The organism is Pseudomonas quercus (assembly GCF_012033695.1).
GTDB lineage: Bacteria > Pseudomonadota > Gammaproteobacteria > Pseudomonadales > Pseudomonadaceae > Aquipseudomonas > Aquipseudomonas quercus.
On record NZ_JAAVJI010000002.1, the window covers coordinates 443,666 to 458,360 of the forward strand.

10 protein-coding genes are annotated in these 14,695 nt (G+C 61.8%); 1 reads left to right on the forward strand and 9 read right to left on the reverse strand.

What is annotated here, in order from left to right; all coding sequences use genetic code 11:
- Positions 1–1,218, reverse strand: coding sequence for a class I SAM-dependent methyltransferase (locus tag HBH25_RS05330; RefSeq protein ID WP_168082252.1), 1,218 nt, complete (start codon positions 1,216–1,218; stop codon positions 1–3).
- Between the two features lie 163 nt (positions 1,219–1,381).
- Between HBH25_RS05330 and bglX the strand changes: the two genes are divergently transcribed.
- A complete protein-coding gene (bglX, locus tag HBH25_RS05335; RefSeq protein WP_168082254.1) occupies positions 1,382–3,670 on the forward strand; it encodes a beta-glucosidase BglX in 2,289 nt (762 codons plus the stop codon).
- An 89-nt stretch (positions 3,671–3,759) separates the two neighbouring features.
- Here bglX and HBH25_RS05340 read toward each other — a convergent pair whose 3' ends face one another.
- The 8 genes from HBH25_RS05340 to HBH25_RS05375 form a co-directional block, all read right to left on the reverse strand.
- On the reverse strand, positions 3,760–5,373 hold the full coding sequence (locus tag HBH25_RS05340) for an ABC transporter ATP-binding protein (RefSeq protein WP_324616858.1): 1,614 nt from the start codon (positions 5,371–5,373) through the stop codon (positions 3,760–3,762).
- The gene (locus HBH25_RS05345) at positions 5,348–6,370 is read right to left on the reverse strand and encodes an ABC transporter permease (RefSeq protein ID WP_168082256.1); all 1,023 of its coding nucleotides are present in this window, start codon (positions 6,368–6,370) and stop codon (positions 5,348–5,350) included. Before HBH25_RS05345 ends, HBH25_RS05340 begins: the two co-directional genes overlap by 26 nt.
- Entirely contained in the window at positions 6,371–7,435 is a 1,065-nt protein-coding gene (locus tag HBH25_RS05350) for a microcin C ABC transporter permease YejB (protein WP_168082258.1), read from the reverse strand. It abuts the gene before it with no gap.
- A gap of 1 nt (position 7,436) precedes the next feature.
- Positions 7,437–9,311 carry an extracellular solute-binding protein gene (locus tag HBH25_RS05355; RefSeq protein ID WP_168082260.1) on the reverse strand — a complete coding sequence of 625 codons (1,875 nt, stop codon included), beginning with the start codon at positions 9,309–9,311 and terminating at the stop codon, positions 7,437–7,439.
- A gap of 116 nt (positions 9,312–9,427) precedes the next feature.
- On the reverse strand, positions 9,428–12,139 hold the full coding sequence (locus HBH25_RS05360; RefSeq protein ID WP_168082262.1) for a TonB-dependent receptor: 2,712 nt from the start codon (positions 12,137–12,139) through the stop codon (positions 9,428–9,430).
- A gap of 156 nt (positions 12,140–12,295) precedes the next feature.
- Entirely contained in the window at positions 12,296–12,697 is a 402-nt protein-coding gene (locus HBH25_RS05365; RefSeq protein WP_168082264.1) for an ExbD/TolR family protein, read from the reverse strand.
- Between the two features lies 1 nt (position 12,698).
- Positions 12,699–13,406, reverse strand: coding sequence for a MotA/TolQ/ExbB proton channel family protein (locus HBH25_RS05370; RefSeq protein ID WP_178088840.1), 708 nt, complete (start codon positions 13,404–13,406; stop codon positions 12,699–12,701).
- 40 nt (positions 13,407–13,446) lie between these two features.
- Positions 13,447–14,277: an energy transducer TonB gene (locus HBH25_RS05375; RefSeq protein ID WP_168082266.1), complete on the reverse strand. Its 831-nt coding sequence runs from the start codon at positions 14,275–14,277 to the stop codon at positions 13,447–13,449.
- Positions 14,278–14,695: the final 418 nt, after the last annotated feature.

Here is a 14,695-nt window from a genome sequence, read left to right on the forward strand (position 1 = left end):
TCACGCCAGCAGGTGGTCTGCCTGGAGCAACGTTTCCAGGCAGTGCTCCTGTATGCCGTAAAACGCTTTCAGCGCCTCGATACGGGCCAGCCGAGTGCTCACATCGATGGGCCTCGAACGCTTGACCGCCAGAATCATCTTGTTCTTGCTGGTGTGCTCCAGGGATACAAACTCGAACACCTTCGTTTCATACCCGCAGGCTTCCAGGTACAGCGCCCGCAGGCTGTCAGTGAGCATTTCGGCCTGCTGGCCCATGTGCAGGCCGAACTGCAGCATGGGGCCCAGGGGCTCGGGGCTGGTCATCTGGGGGCGCAGCTGCTTATGGCAGCAGGGCGAGCACATGATGATCGCTGCCTGGCTGCGAATGCCGGTGTGAAGGGCATAGTCCGTGGCCACATCGCAGGCATGCAAGGCGATCATCACGTCAATACGCGCCGGGACCACCGTGCGCACATCCCCCCGCTCGAACTGTAGGCCTGGATGGTCCAGCCCGGCGGCCGCCTGGTTACACAGGGTCACCATGTCTTCACGCAACTCCACACCCGTGACTCGCGCGTCCCGGCCCAGGCCGTGGCGCAGGTAATCGTGGATGGCGAAGGTGAGGTAACCCTTGCCGGAGCCGAAGTCTGCTACTTGGACGGGGGCGTCCTGTGGCAAACCCGCCTGGTTGAAGGCGTGGGCGAACACTTCGATGAATTTGTTGATCTGCTTCCACTTGCGCGACATGGCAGGCACTAGTGCGCCCTTGTGGTCGGTCACGCCCAAGGCGGCGAGGAACGGACGGTCCAGGTCCAGCCAGCGCTGCTTGGCGCGGTCGTGCTCGGCCGGGGCTGCTGCTTGCACCTGTTGCGCCCGTGTACGGTGCAACCGCGCCTTGCCCTTCTTGCCGAATTCCAGCTGCACGGTTTCATCCGTGGCATGCAGGTGGGCGTTGCGAAACGGCGCGGGCAAGGCGTTGGCGATCTCGGCCAGCCCTTCGTCCAGCCCATAGTGACGGGTGATGTCACGGGTGCGATAGCGCAGCACGAACCCCAGGCGCGGCTCACCTTTTACAGTGAGCGGCTTGACCGTGATGCGCTCTAGCTCAGGCTCCGCCCCCACCGGCCGGGCCAGCACCAGTTTCACCCAGCGCCCGGCGGCAAGCGCACCTTGCAGCAGGTCCAGGAACACGGCACGGGGGTCATCGGTAGGTAACGCGGAAGCAGGCGCAACAGGCATCAAGCGAATCTCGAAAAAGGCAGCGGGTCGCCATTCTAAGGCAGGCGCGCTGAAAGCGGAAAAACACGCGCCGACTGGATCACCTGTCCCTAATTGGGTTACAACGGTTTGTAAATAAAGTTACAGGCCCATTGAGCCTGTTAGCCCGCCAGGAATGATTTTCATGAAGAAGCTGTATCTGCTCGGCATGGCTGCTGCCCTCGCTTGCCCTTATACCTTGGCCGAAGGCACTGCCCCTGCACAGAACAAGGAGGCGTTCATCAGCGACCTGCTGTCGCGCATGACACTGGACGAAAAGATCGGCCAACTGCGGCTGATCAGCATCGGGCCAGACATGACCCACGAGCAGATACGCAAGGAAATCGCCGCTGGCCGTATCGGTGGCACCTTCAACTCAGTCACCCGCCCGGAAAACCGCCCCATGCAGGACGCGGCCATGAACAGCCGGCTGAAGATCCCCATGTTCTTTGCCTATGACGTGATCCACGGCCAGCGCACCATTTTCCCCATTGGCCTGGGCCTGGCCTCCAGCTGGGACATGGACGCCATTGCCGTGAGCGCACGCACGGCCGCCCGAGAAGCCGCCGCCGACAGCCTGGACATGACCTTCGGCCCCATGGTGGACATTTCCCGCGACCCCCGCTGGGGGCGCAGCAGTGAAGGGTTTGGTGAGGATACCTACCTGGTGTCGCGCATTGCCAAGGTGATGGTGCAGGGCTACCAAGGCAAGGACGTGAGCGCACCAGACAGCATCATGGCCGCCGTGAAACACTTTGCGCTGTACGGCGGCGTGGAGGGTGGCCGGGACTACAACACTGTGGACATGAGCCCTACCCGCATGTACCAGGATTACCTGCCCCCCTACCGTGCCGCGCTGGACGCAGGGGCCGGTGGCGTGATGGTTGCACTCAACTCCATCAACGGGGTGCCGGCCACGTCCAACACCTGGCTGATGCAGGACCTGCTGCGCCGGGACTGGGGTTTCAAAGGCCTGACCGTCAGCGACCATGGGGCGATTCTGGAACTGGTGAAGCATGGTGTCGCCCGGGATGGCCGAGAAGCAGCCAAGCTGGCGATCCGTGCGGGTATCGACCTGAGCATGAACGACATGGTCTACGGCAAGGAATTGCCTGGGTTGGTGAAAGCCGGCGAAGTACCCGAATCCCAGATCGACAGTGCCGTGCGTGAAGTGCTGGCTACCAAGTACGACCTGGGGCTGTTCGCCGACCCTTATCGCCGTTTGGGCAAGGCTGCCGATGACCCGCAGGACGTCAATGCCGAGAGCCGTTTGCACCGCCAGGATGCCAGGGCCGTGGCGCGGCGTTCCATGGTACTGCTCAAGAATGCCAAGGACACGCTGCCGCTCAAGAAGGCTGGCACCATCGCGCTGGTGGGCCCGTTAGCCGATGCGCCTATCGACATGATGGGCAGTTGGTCGGCTGCTGGCCAGCCTACGCAGTCGATCACGCTATTGCGCGGGCTGCGCGACGCAGTCGGCAACCAGGCGCAGGTGCTGTACGCCAAAGGCGCTAACGTGACCAATGACCGTAACAGCCTGGCCTTCCTCAACCGGATCATTTTCGACCGCACCGAAGTGGAAGTGGACCCGCGTACGCCCCAGGCCATGATCGATGAAGCCCTGAAAGCTGCGGCCAACGCTGACGTGATCGTGGCGGCGGTGGGCGAGTCACGGGGCATGTCCCATGAGTCGGCCAGCCGTACCACCCTGGATATTCCGGCGCCCCAGCGTGCCTTGCTGACCGCCTTGCGGGCTACGGGCAAACCCCTGGTGATAGTGCTGATGAACGGCCGACCGTTGTCGCTGGTACGGGAAACGGAGCAGGCCGATGCCTTGCTGGAAACCTGGTTCACCGGCACTGAAGGCGGCCATGCCATCGCCGACGTCCTGTTCGGTGACTACAACCCTTCGGGCAAACTGCCAGTTACCTTCCCACGCTCCGTGGGGCAGGTGCCCATGTATTACAGCCACCTGACCATTGGCCGCCCATTCACCCCTGGCAAAGCCGGCAACTACACCTCCCAGTATTTCGATGAGGACACCACCCCGCTGTTCCCCTTCGGCTATGGCCTGAGCTACACCACCTTTGACGTGTCGGACGTTCACCTGTCCAGCGCCCGGCTCAAGCGGGGCGACACCCTCAAGGCCAGCGTGACCGTGCGTAACACCGGCAAGCGTGACGGGGAAACCGTGGTGCAGCTGTACCTGCACGACGTAGCCGCTTCCATGGCGCGGCCGATCAAGGAGCTGAAGAACTTCGAGAAAGTGTTCCTCAAGGCGGGTGAGCGCAAGGAGGTGACGTTCAATCTCACCGAGGAGGACCTGAAGTTCTATAACACCCAGCTTCAGTACGCGGCTGAAGCGGGGGATTTCGACGTGCAGATCGGCCTGGACTCCCAGGACGTGAAACAGGCGCGGTTTGAGCTGCTCTAGTCAGGCCATTCCCGGGCTGCGCCCGGTCCAACAGGTGTGGGAGCTGGCGAAGCCTGCGAACAAAAGGCTCAGCAAGGGGCCTGGCCTGGTTAACTCAGCGCATGAAGCCCTGAAGCCGCAATCAGTGCCTGGGTGTAGGGGTGTTCAGGCGCCGTGAACACCTGTTGGGCCGGCCCCTGCTCTACCACCCGGCCGTTGTGTATCACCAGCACATCATGGGCCAGCGCACGCACCACAGCCAGGTCATGGCTGATGAACAGGTACGTAAGGCCACGCCGCTGCTGCAGTGAGCGCAACAGCTCCACCACCTGCTTTTGCACGGTGCGGTCCAGGGCGGATGTGGGCTCATCCAGTAGTATCAGGCTCGGCTCCAGTACCAGTGCCCGCGCAATAGCGATGCGCTGGCGCTGGCCACCGGAAAATTCATGGGGGTAACGGTGCCGGCTTTCGGGGTCAAGGCCCACCTCCCCCAGCACACGAATCACCGCAGCCTCACGCTCAGCGGCCGTTCCGATGTTATGGGTCAACAACCCCTCAGCAATGATCTGCTCCACGGACAGGCGCGGGCTGAGGCTGCCGAAGGGGTCCTGAAACACCACTTGCATGTGCTGGCGCAAGCGGCGCATGGCCTGAGGGTTCTGCAGGGTCAGTTGCACCGTGCCAAAGCGTACGCTGCCTTCGCAGTCCACCAGCCGCAATATGGCCTGGCCCAAGGTGGACTTTCCCGACCCGGACTCCCCCACAATCCCCAGCGTCCTGCCTTTGAGCAGGTCGAAACTCACCCCATCCACGGCCTTGATGTACTCACGGCGGCGGCTGAACAGCGGCGTGGGCAAAGGAAACCACACACGCAACTCGTCCACCGTCAGCACAGGGTGCTCAAACGTGACCGGCACCGGTTGCCCACTGGGCTCAGCCTCGATCAACAACCGGCTGTACAAGTGCTGAGGGTTGGCAAACAGCTGCACGGTATCGCCCTCTTCGACAATGTCCCCCTGGCGCATTACGTACACCCGCTGAGCGATCTGCTTCACCAGGTTGAGGTCATGGCTGATCAGCAGCAAGGCCATGCCCAAGCGTGCCTGCAGGCTGCGCAGCAGCTCGAGTATCTGCTGCTGCACGGTCACGTCCAACGCGGTGGTGGGTTCGTCGGCAATCAGCAGGTCAGGCTCATTGGCCAACGCCATGGCAATCATGACACGCTGGCGCTGCCCGCCGGACAACTGGTGCGGGTAGGCCTTCAACCGTTGGGCGGGGTCGCGCACCCCTACCAGCTCAAGCAATTCCAGCACCCTGGCCCGCGCGGCCTGGCGGCCGAGTCCCTTGTGCAGGGCCAGCACTTCGCCGATCTGTTTTTCCACGGTGTGCAGTGGGTTAAGGGATGTCATGGGTTCCTGGAAAATCATCGCCACCCGGTTACCACGCAAGGCACGCAGGTGGCTGGGGCTGGCGCTGACCAGGTCCTGCCCGTCGAACAGGATCTCCCCGTGCGTACGCACATTGGCCCCAGGCAGCAGCCGCAGGATCGAGTGCGCTGTGACGGACTTGCCCGAGCCGGACTCACCCACCAGTGCTACGCACTCACCCTGGTTGATGGTCAGGCTTACCCCATGCACCACACTTCGGTCCCCAAAGGCGACGTGCAGGTCACGAATGGCCACCAGCGGAAGGGATGCCTCAGTGCCTTGGGTCAAATGCGTCACGGCATGCCTCTCCAATAAATACCAGCAGTGACAGAATCAGGGCCAGCACACAGAACGCTGTCAACCCGAGCCAGGGCGCCTGCAGGTTCTGTTTGGCCTCACCTACCAGCTCCCCGAGCGAGGCCGTGCCGGCAGGCATGCCAAACCCTAGAAAATCCAGGGCCGTGAGGGTAGAAATGGCGCCGGTCACAATAAACGGCAGGTAGGTCAAGGTGCTGGTCATGGCGTTAGGCAGAATATGCCTTAGCATCAGTGCGCTGTCGGTCAGGCCCAAGGCCCGGGCCGCCTTCACGTACTCCAGGTTGCGCCCGCGCAGGAACTCGGCCCGCACCACATCCACCAGCCCTAGCCAAGAGAACAGTGCCATGGTTCCCAATAGCCACCAGAAACTGGGTGCTACGAAACCCGAGAGAATGATCAGCAGGTACAGGACCGGCAGGCCTGACCAGATCTCTTGCAAGCGCTGGCCGATCAGGTCTGTCAGCCCTCCGTAGTAGCCCTGCATGGCCCCGGCGAACACGCCGATCAAGGTGCTGATCAAGGTCAGCAACAGGGCAAAGGCAATGGACACCCGTGCGCCGTACAGGGCCCGGGCGAGCACATCACGTGCCTGGGCATCGGTACCCAGCCAGTTCTGGGCGGTGGGCGGGCTGGGTGACGGTGCGGTCAGGTCCCAGTTCACAGACTCGGGGCCATAGGGAATGGGTGGGAACAGCATCCAGCCGTGCCTGCTGGCAATCAGGTCTCTCACGTACTGGCTGGTGTAGTCCGGCTCGAAGGGCAGCTCGCCACCGAAATCGGTTTCCTGATAAGCCTTGAGAATGGGGAAATACCAGTGGCCGTTGACGCTCACCAGCAACGGCTTGTCATTGGCGATCCAGTCTGCACACAGGCACAGGGCAAGCACGCCTACGAACAGCCACAAGGACCACCAGCCGCGGCGGTTCGCCTTGAACGCTTGCAGGCGGCGCCTGCCCAGAGGCGACAGTGTGAACATTCAGGCAGCCCTCGTGGAAAAATCGATCCGGGGGTCCACCAGCGTGTAGCAGATGTCCCCTACCAGCTTGATCAACAGGCCGAACAAGGTGAACAGGAACAGGGTGCCGAACACCACCGGGTAATCCCGGGATACCGCAGCGTCGTAGCTCATGCGGCCCAGACCATCGAGGTTGAAGAGGGTTTCGATCAGCAGCGAGCCGGCGAAGAACACATCGATCAGAGCTTGGGGGATGCCTGCCAGCACCAGCAGCATGGCATTGCGAAACACGTGGCCATACAGCAGCCGCTGCTCCGTCAGGCCCTTGGCCCGCGCCGTGGTTACGTACTGGCGGCTGATTTCATTGAGGAAGCTGTTTTTGGTCATGATGGTGAGGGTGGCAAACCCGCCAATCACCAAGGCGCTCACCGGGAGCACCAGGTGCCAGGCATAGTCGACTACCTTGCCGGGCAATGACAGCTGCTCGAAGCCTTCGGACACCAGCCCTTGCACTGGGAACCAACTGAGGTAACTGCCTCCGGCAAACACTACGATCAGCAGGATGGCGAACAGGAACGCAGGCATCGCATAGCCAATAATGATTGCCGTGCTGGTCCAGACATCGAAGCGGGTACCATGCAGTACCGCCTTGCGAATGCCCAAGGGAATGGACACCAGGTAAGTGATCAGCGTGGCCCATAGCCCTAGCGACAAGGTAGTGGGCAGCTTTTGCGCAATCAGCTCGGTCACCGGCGCCCCCCTGAAAAAGCTGTTGCCGAAATCCAGCTGGGCATAATGCGTGAGCATCAGCCACAGGCGCTCGTGCATGGGCTTGTCGAACCCGTAATGCTGTTTGATTTCCTCGATCAAGGCCGGGTCCAGGCCTTGGCTGGCGCGGCTGCCGCTACCACCGGCCATCTCGCCACCGCCACCGCCCACACCTTGCTTGCCGGCCCCTTGCAGGCGGGCAATGGCCTGGTCCACAGGCCCACCCGGTGCGGCCTGAACAATGACGAAATTTACGACCAGAATGCACAACAACGTGGGAATGATGAGCAACAGGCGACGCAGAATATAACGCGGCATCTCAGGAGCCCTCCGGGTGGGACAGCAGTGTGTTCATCTGTGCGTTGGTGAGGGCGGTAGCGCTGACCTGCCACCAGGTGTCCAGGCCCACGTCGTAGCTGGGGGGCTGCTTAGGCATGCCGAAGCGGTTGAGGTACACCGTCGGTGTGCCTTCGCTGTAATAGTTCTGAATGGCGTAGTAGCCCCATTGCAACACCCGATCCAGTGCCCGGGCATGGTGCTCCATGCTGCTGCGTGTGTCAGCCTGTACCAGGCCGTCGATCAGTGCGTCTACGGCGGGGTTCTTCAGCACCATGAAGTTGGAGCTGCCGGGCTGGGTGGCGCTGGCTGACCCGTAGAGGTTGTACAGCTCGCGGCCAGGCGAAATAAGCGGATCACCACTGCGCGGGAAGGTCACGACAATCATGTCGTAGTCCCGAGCGTTCATCAGGTTGTTGTACTGGCCACCGTCGATTCGGCGCATTTCCAGATCGATACCGATCTGCGCCAACGTTCGCTTCATGGGCAGCACCAGGCGATCGAAGCCCCCCTGCCCGTCCAGGAAGGTGAACTTCAGCTGCTCACCTGCTGCATTCACCAGCCGGTTATGGTCCGGATGCCAGCCAGCTTCAGCCAATAGTGCGAGGGCTTGCAGCTGTTTGTCGCGGATGTAACCGCTGCCGTCCGTGGTGGGCGACTGGTACACCTGGGTGAACACCTCATCCGGCACCTGGCCCCGCAGGGGTTCAAGAATAGCCAGTTCCTCGGCGTCCGGCAGTTGGGTGGCGGCCATATCGCTTTTGGGGAAGTAACTGCTCTGGCGCCGGTAGAACCCGCGCATCATGTGCTGGTTGGCCCAGTCGAAATCCCACAGCAGCGTCAGCGCCTGGCGCACCCGGCGGTCCTGGAACACGGGCCGCTGCAGGTTGAACACAAACCCTTGTGCCGCCACCGGCCTGGGCTTGGCGAGAATGGCCCGTTGCAGGCGGCCGTCTGTCAAGGCCGGGCTGTTGTAGCCTACCGCGTATCCATTGGAAGAAAATTCACGGTTGTAATCGAATGCCTGGGCCTGCAACAGCTGGCGGGCCACTTCGGTGTCACCGTAGAAATTCACAGTCAAGGTATCGAAATTATAAAGGCCGCGGCTGACGGGCAGGTCCTTGGCCCACCAGTCCTTGACGCGTTCGAAGGTGATGCTGCGGCCGGGGTCTACCTTCCCGATGCGGTAGGGCCCACTGCCCAGCGGCGGCTTGAAGCCACCGCCACCGGCGAAGTTCTCGTGTGCCCAGTAGTGTTCAGGCAGCACCCGCAGGGAGGCCAGGTCCAGAGGAAGGGTTCGGTTCAGGTTGTTCTTGAAGTCAAAGCGCACCTGGCGCGGGCCTTCCACCACCACCGCCTGCACATCCCCGTAAAGCAGCCGATAGCTGAGGCTGGCCTGGGTCGTCAGGGCATTGAAGGTGTACGCCACATCTTGGGCGGTAATGGATGTGCCATCGTGGAAACGCGCACGGGGGTCCAGGTAGAAACGCACCCAGAGGCCAGCAGGGTCGTGCTCCATTTTCTCGGCCACCAGGCCATAGACCGTGTAAGACTCGTCCAGGGAGCGGTAGGCCAGGGGTGAATACAACCAGGTGTCCACCTGGACCACGCCAGTACCCTGGTCGCTGGAAGGCATGATGTAGGTGAACGCGGAAATCTCTTCGGCCGCACGGGTCAGGGAACCCCCCTTGGGCGCGAGCGGGTTCACATAATCGAAGTGCTGGAAATCAAGGGGGTATTTAGGGGGTTCGCCATAGACGGTCATCGCGGTCACGGGTGCCGCTTGGGCGCTCGATACCACCAGGTACAGCGCCGCCGCCAGCATCAGGCGGGGCACAACAGCAGTGAACAGTGGCATCACGACAACGTCCTCGAACGCAAACCCTTGAAGCCCGAAAAAAGCCCCTGGCGCTGGGCCAGGGGTGCGATCCGCACACCATCGAACGGGCCGCAGCGCAGCCCGTGACGGGTGGCTCAGAAGTGGTAGGTCGCCCTGGCAAACAGGGTGCGGCCCAGCGGGTCGGTGTAGCGCGGGTCGTAGCCACTCTGGAAGGTGTAGTTCTGGTTGGAGAATGGCGGGTCGCGGTCAAGGATGTTCTTCACGCCCAGGTCCACGTCCAGCACCTTGCTAAAGGTGTAGCCGGCGGCCAGGTCCCAGAGCATGTAAGACGCGACATGGTCGTTGGTGGTGCGGTCATAGTCGTTGTAGCCAGAGGTATAGCGGTTGGTGATCGAAGCCCTTGCCGCGCCGTAGGTCCACGAACCGGTGATGTTGTGCTTCCAGCGAGCGGCTACGCCGTAGCCTTGGAAGTCGCCCACCCGGTCGATGTAGCTGCCACCAATGGTTTGCTGGTAGTCGTAACGGTTAACGTAGGTGCCTTGCAGGTCCAGGCCGAACTGGCCAAATGGGGTAGCCGGGAAGCGGTAGTTCAGGCTGACGTCCACGCCGCTGGTTTTCAGGTTACCTAGGTTGGCTAGGCCCGTCACGATGTGGTCGATGGACCCGTCCGGTGCACGGATGATCCGGTTGCTGTACAGGTCTGGGTTGGCAAACACTTCGGACTCGGGAAACTCTTCGATCTGCCCCGCGATCTTGATCCACCAGAAGTCCAGGCCCATGGACAGGTTGCGCACGGGTTGGTACACGAAGCCGGCCGTCACGTTGCGAGCGGTTTCGGGCTTGAGGTCCTGGTTGCCGCCCGTGTTGTTGAGGAACTGCTGGTTGCAGTCACGGCCGCCGTTGCCGCCAGGCTGCAACACGCCCCCAGCGCACAGGCGCGGGTCGTTGTAGTTGCCCTGGCTGAAGGTGGTGTAAGTGGGGTTGTTCAGCTCATACAACGATGGCGCGCGGAACCCTTCGCTGTACGCACCCCGCACCACCAGCTCCTTGAACGGCTGGAAACGGAACGAGTACTTGGGGTTGGTGCTGCTGCCAAAGTCGCTGTACTTGTCATGGCGCACGGCCGCCGACAGCTCCAAGGTGTCGAGCACCGGCACGTTTATTTCGGCGTACTGGGCGCTGATGCTGCGGTCGCCCGCCACCGAGCTGTTGGGGTCCACGCCCAGGCTGGACAGGTCGCCGGCAAAGTCGTCCACGGTTTCGTGGAATTTCTCCTTGCGGTACTCGCCGCCCAGCGCCAGCCCAACTGGGCCTGCGCCGAACCAGTCACCGATTTCCCGGGTGACCTTGCCGTCCACCACCGCCACACGGCCGGTAGAAACGGCGTAGGTGCCATGGTAGGTGTTGGCATCGATAAAGGCCTGGCCGGCGTCACTCTGCGGCCCGAAAGGGTTGAGCAAGCCGGCGTCCAGCCCGGCGATCATCGCCGTATCGCTCACATAACCACTGGTGACCTTGTTGTAGACCTGGTTCTGGTTGTAGCCCGCGCCTACGTTGTAGTCCCAGCCAGCCACCGTGCCGTCGAAGGTCAGCTGGAAGCGCTGGCTGGTGTTCTGGTCCTTGGACTCCCGGTCACCAGCGGCCGCCTCACGCCAGTTCACGCCCACGGGTTGGGTAGGGTCCAGTGCAAAGTTGTTGGGCAGCGGCGTGATGCCGTTGCCGGGGTAGTAGGGAGAACTGGGCGACAGGCTCAGCCCCGTCAGGGGCGCTGGCCCAACACTGACGCCGTTGTTGTTGCGCGACCAGAAGTAATCCAGGCTCACATTATGGTCATCCGCCAGCTTGCCGGTCGCCTTGCCGAAGAACGACGTGGCTTCGGTTTGCGGCAGCAGGTACACCGAGTTGCGGGTGCTGTAGCGGCATACCCCATTGCTGGCGATCTGGTTGGGCCCGCTGCAGGCTGGCCCCAGGGGGTTGGAGGCAAAGCCATTCTGGCTGTAGTTGCTAGGGAAGGACGTGCCCGAGGTGTTGTCCAGGCCTCTGTTAGGGACGTAGTCCCGGTTGAAACCGCGGTCGTTGGCGTCCAGGTTCTGCTGGGTGCGGTAATTGAGTACACCCATCACGTTGAAACGGTCCTGTTCCAGGTCGCCGTAGCCCCAGCTACCGCTGATGTCCTTGCTGCCCCCGCCGCCGTCCTGGGTAGGCGTTTCACCGCCCAGGGTCAGGGTGCCATCGGTCAGGGACTTCTTGGTGATGAAGTTGATCACGCCCCCAATGGCATCAGTGCCATACAGCGCCGAGGCACCATCACGCAGTACTTCAACGCGGTCGATGGCTGCGAACGGAATCATGTTCAGGTCAACCGCCCCACCCTGGGAGGTGGTACCTGCCATGGCGTTGTTGGCCAGGCGGCGGCCGTTGAGCAGCACCAGGGTCTTGTTGGCGCCGATGCCGCGCATATCGGCGAAGCTGGCCCCACCGGTTGCTGAACCTACCGAGCCTGCTGAGTTGTTGATGGAGTTGCTGCCAGTCACCCGTTGCATCAGCTCGGCAGTAGTGGTCACGCCCTGCTTTTCCAGGTCAGCCGTGCGCAGGATGGTAATGGGTACCGCTGTCTCGGCGTCCACCCGGCGAATGGCCGAGCCGGTCACTTCCACCTTTTGCAGTTGCGTGGTCACCGGCGCCGGTGCAATCACGGCCGCTTGCGCGCTGTTGGTTTCTTCAGTGCTGTCAGCGGCATAAGCGCCGCTCATGCCCATGGCCATCATGTACACAGGCACCATGCGATGTCGCTGCAAGGTGGCAACCAAAGGCTTGAGGGTGAAGCCGGGAAAACTCATCAACATGGTCACTTCCGATTGTTCTCAGGCGTTGATTGAAAGGGCGCTGTAAGCCCTGTGTGCTCCGGATGGGTTGTGCCTGCCCCGGAAAACTCCTTTCTTCATGCAAGCCGCTCCCCTGCAAAGCCGAAAATGGCTTCGCACAGGGTTCACAGCTGGGTTCTAACGGGTGGTCATAACCGAAATTTTCGTGATGCCCGAGCGCTCGATGGACGCCATGGCTTTGGCGACCTGGCCATAGTTGACGTTGGTGTCCGCCTGCAGCTGCACGCGCACCTCTGGGTCTTTGGCCTTTACGTCCTGCAGGCTGTGCTCAAGGGCCTCGGGCGCCACTTCGGCTTTGGCCAGGAAGAACTTGCCGTCTTGGTCCACGCTGACCACCACCGGGTCTTTCTTCTGGGCCGGGGCTACGGCATCGGTCTTGGGCAGGTTCACCTTGATGGCGTTGGTCATCAGGGGCGCGGTAACAATGAACACCACCAGCAGCACTAGCATCACGTCCACCAGTGGGGTGACGTTCATTTCGCTGAGCACTTCATCGCTGTCTTGTGTGGAAAAAGACATGTCAGCTCGCCTCCCGCACGCTGTGGGCGTGTTTGTGAGCGATGGGTTCGCGGGTTACCGCGAAGGCGCTGCGCTGGGCCAGGCTGTCGAAGTCGTGGGCAAAGTCGTCCATGTCGGCCAGGGCAAGCTTGAGGCGGCGCAGGAAGAAGTTGTAGATCAGAACGGCAGGTACCGCGACGGCAATCCCCACCCCCGTGGCGATCAGGGCATGGCCAATGGGGCCGGCGACGGTTTCCAGGCTGGCCGAGCCGCTGGCGCCGATGCTCTGCAGTGCTTCCATGATGCCCCACACCGTGCCGAACAGGCCGATAAAGGGCGAGGTGCTACCGATACTGGCCAATATGGCCTGGCCTGCTTCCAAGGCTCGGCGTTCGCGCTGGATCTGCTGGCGCAGGTTGCGCTCCAGCCGGTCCTGGCGGTTGATGGTATGGGCCAGCTGCTGAGCGGTACGCGGCGCGTCGTCAACGGCCATGGCTTCAAAGCCGCTGTTGGCAATACGGGCCAGCGAGCCGGGGTACTGGCTGGAATGCTCGGCTGCGGTAAGCAGGTCGGGCGCCGACCAGAATGCTTTGCTGAATTGCCGGTTCTGGGATTTGAGCCGCAGGTACTGGGCCGCCTTGATAAGCAGCAACCCCCAGCTGAGCACCGAGAAGAACACCAGCGCCCAAAGGACACCTGGGACAATCATTGCAGACAGTGATGCGTTCATGGCTACACCTCGTAAATCCAGAATGTGTTGTATGCGTGCCCTATTGCGGCAACTTGAAATCAATGGTTTGGGTTGCGAAGCCGTCGATGGGGGTATCACCGCGTTTGGCCGGAATGAACTTCCAGCCCCGCACGGCCGCCACAGCTGCTTCATCCAGTTGCGGCTTGCCGCTGGAGCGCGTGACCTCCACCGTCCCGGCACGGCCGCTGGCCAATACCTGAATCCGTAGCACCACCGTGCCCTCCCAGTTGCGCCTTAACGCCAGAGAGGGGTACTCCGGTGGCGGGTTACCTAAACTCGCCAGGCCAGACACCGCTGCGGTTTCCTTTACCGGGGCCGGTGCAGCCGGAGCAGGCGGCGCGGGTTTAGGGCTCGGCGGGGCCGGCGGCGCTGCTGGAGCCACTGGCGTAGGCGCAGGCGGCGTAGGCGGCGTGGGCTTTTTCACCGGTTGCGGCTTGGGCGCAGGCTTGGGCTTTTCAACCTTCTTTTCCACTGGTTTGGGCGCAGGCTTCACGGCATCCGGGTCTTCTTCGGGTGCCGGAGGCGGTGGGGGCGGTGGAGGCGGCGGCGGTGGTGGTGGTGGTGGCTCCGGCGGCGGAGGTTCCGGCGTAGGTGGTGTAGGGCTACTGAGTTCTACGGTCATTTCAGGCACTTGGGGTGCCACATCGGGAAGGGGCGCCTTATGGTGCTGCACCAGCCACCAGATACCGCCGTGAATCAGCAGCGACACTACCACCAACAGCACGACATGCTGTTTCTTCAGGGTGCCAGGGGTTGATGTATTGGCTTTATATACCAGGCCTGGCAATACCGAAGCAGGTGCTGCGGCCACTGCCAAGTGGGGCGATTGCTTCTTTACCGCATCATTCATCGAAGCTCCCTCAGCTATATGAAGGGCAATAAAACCCCGCTCGCACCTTTAATTCAGGTTCGAGTATTCACAACGTTATTGATGCCTGAGCAACAGCAGCGCTTCAGGGCCAGTACTACGTTGGCCCTATCACCCAGGCAGCCTTTAGATAATTAGCGTATTGATCGCATGTCGTTTCCCTGACCGTGATTGTAATCATTGGCTACAACAGTTTTACCGTATCGATACAGAGCAACCCTTGTGCCAAAACCCTCGAATCAGAGCATCCAGCGTCTATCAGATGATTCGATGTCGCAGTTCTGTACGTTCTGCTTTTGCCAGGGCGAAGGGGTACGGCAACGTGCTTTAGAGCACATCGAATACCTGTTCGAGAGGCGACAGAACCCCATGAGCCGGCAATGACTTTAATGCCGGATCC

Bases quoted from the DNA above. Each gene is read 5' to 3' on its own strand.
- HBH25_RS05360 (WP_168082262.1), bottom strand. From the start codon at position 12,139: ATGTTGATGAGTTTTCCCGGCTTCACCCTCAAGCCTTTGGTTGCCACC.
- HBH25_RS05365 (WP_168082264.1), bottom strand. From the start codon at position 12,697: ATGTCTTTTTCCACACAAGACAGCGATGAAGTGCTCAGCGAAATGAAC.
- HBH25_RS05345 (WP_168082256.1), bottom strand. From the start codon at position 6,370: ATGTTCACACTGTCGCCTCTGGGCAGGCGCCGCCTGCAAGCGTTCAAG.
- bglX (WP_168082254.1), top strand. From the start codon at position 1,382: ATGAAGAAGCTGTATCTGCTCGGCATGGCTGCTGCCCTCGCTTGCCCT.
- HBH25_RS05355 (WP_168082260.1), bottom strand. From the start codon at position 9,311: ATGCCACTGTTCACTGCTGTTGTGCCCCGCCTGATGCTGGCGGCGGCG.
- HBH25_RS05370 (WP_178088840.1), bottom strand. From the start codon at position 13,406: ATGAACGCATCACTGTCTGCAATGATTGTCCCAGGTGTCCTTTGGGCG.
- HBH25_RS05375 (WP_168082266.1), bottom strand. From the start codon at position 14,277: ATGAATGATGCGGTAAAGAAGCAATCGCCCCACTTGGCAGTGGCCGCA.
- HBH25_RS05330 (WP_168082252.1), bottom strand. From the start codon at position 1,218: ATGCCTGTTGCGCCTGCTTCCGCGTTACCTACCGATGACCCCCGTGCC.
- HBH25_RS05350 (WP_168082258.1), bottom strand. From the start codon at position 7,435: ATGCCGCGTTATATTCTGCGTCGCCTGTTGCTCATCATTCCCACGTTG.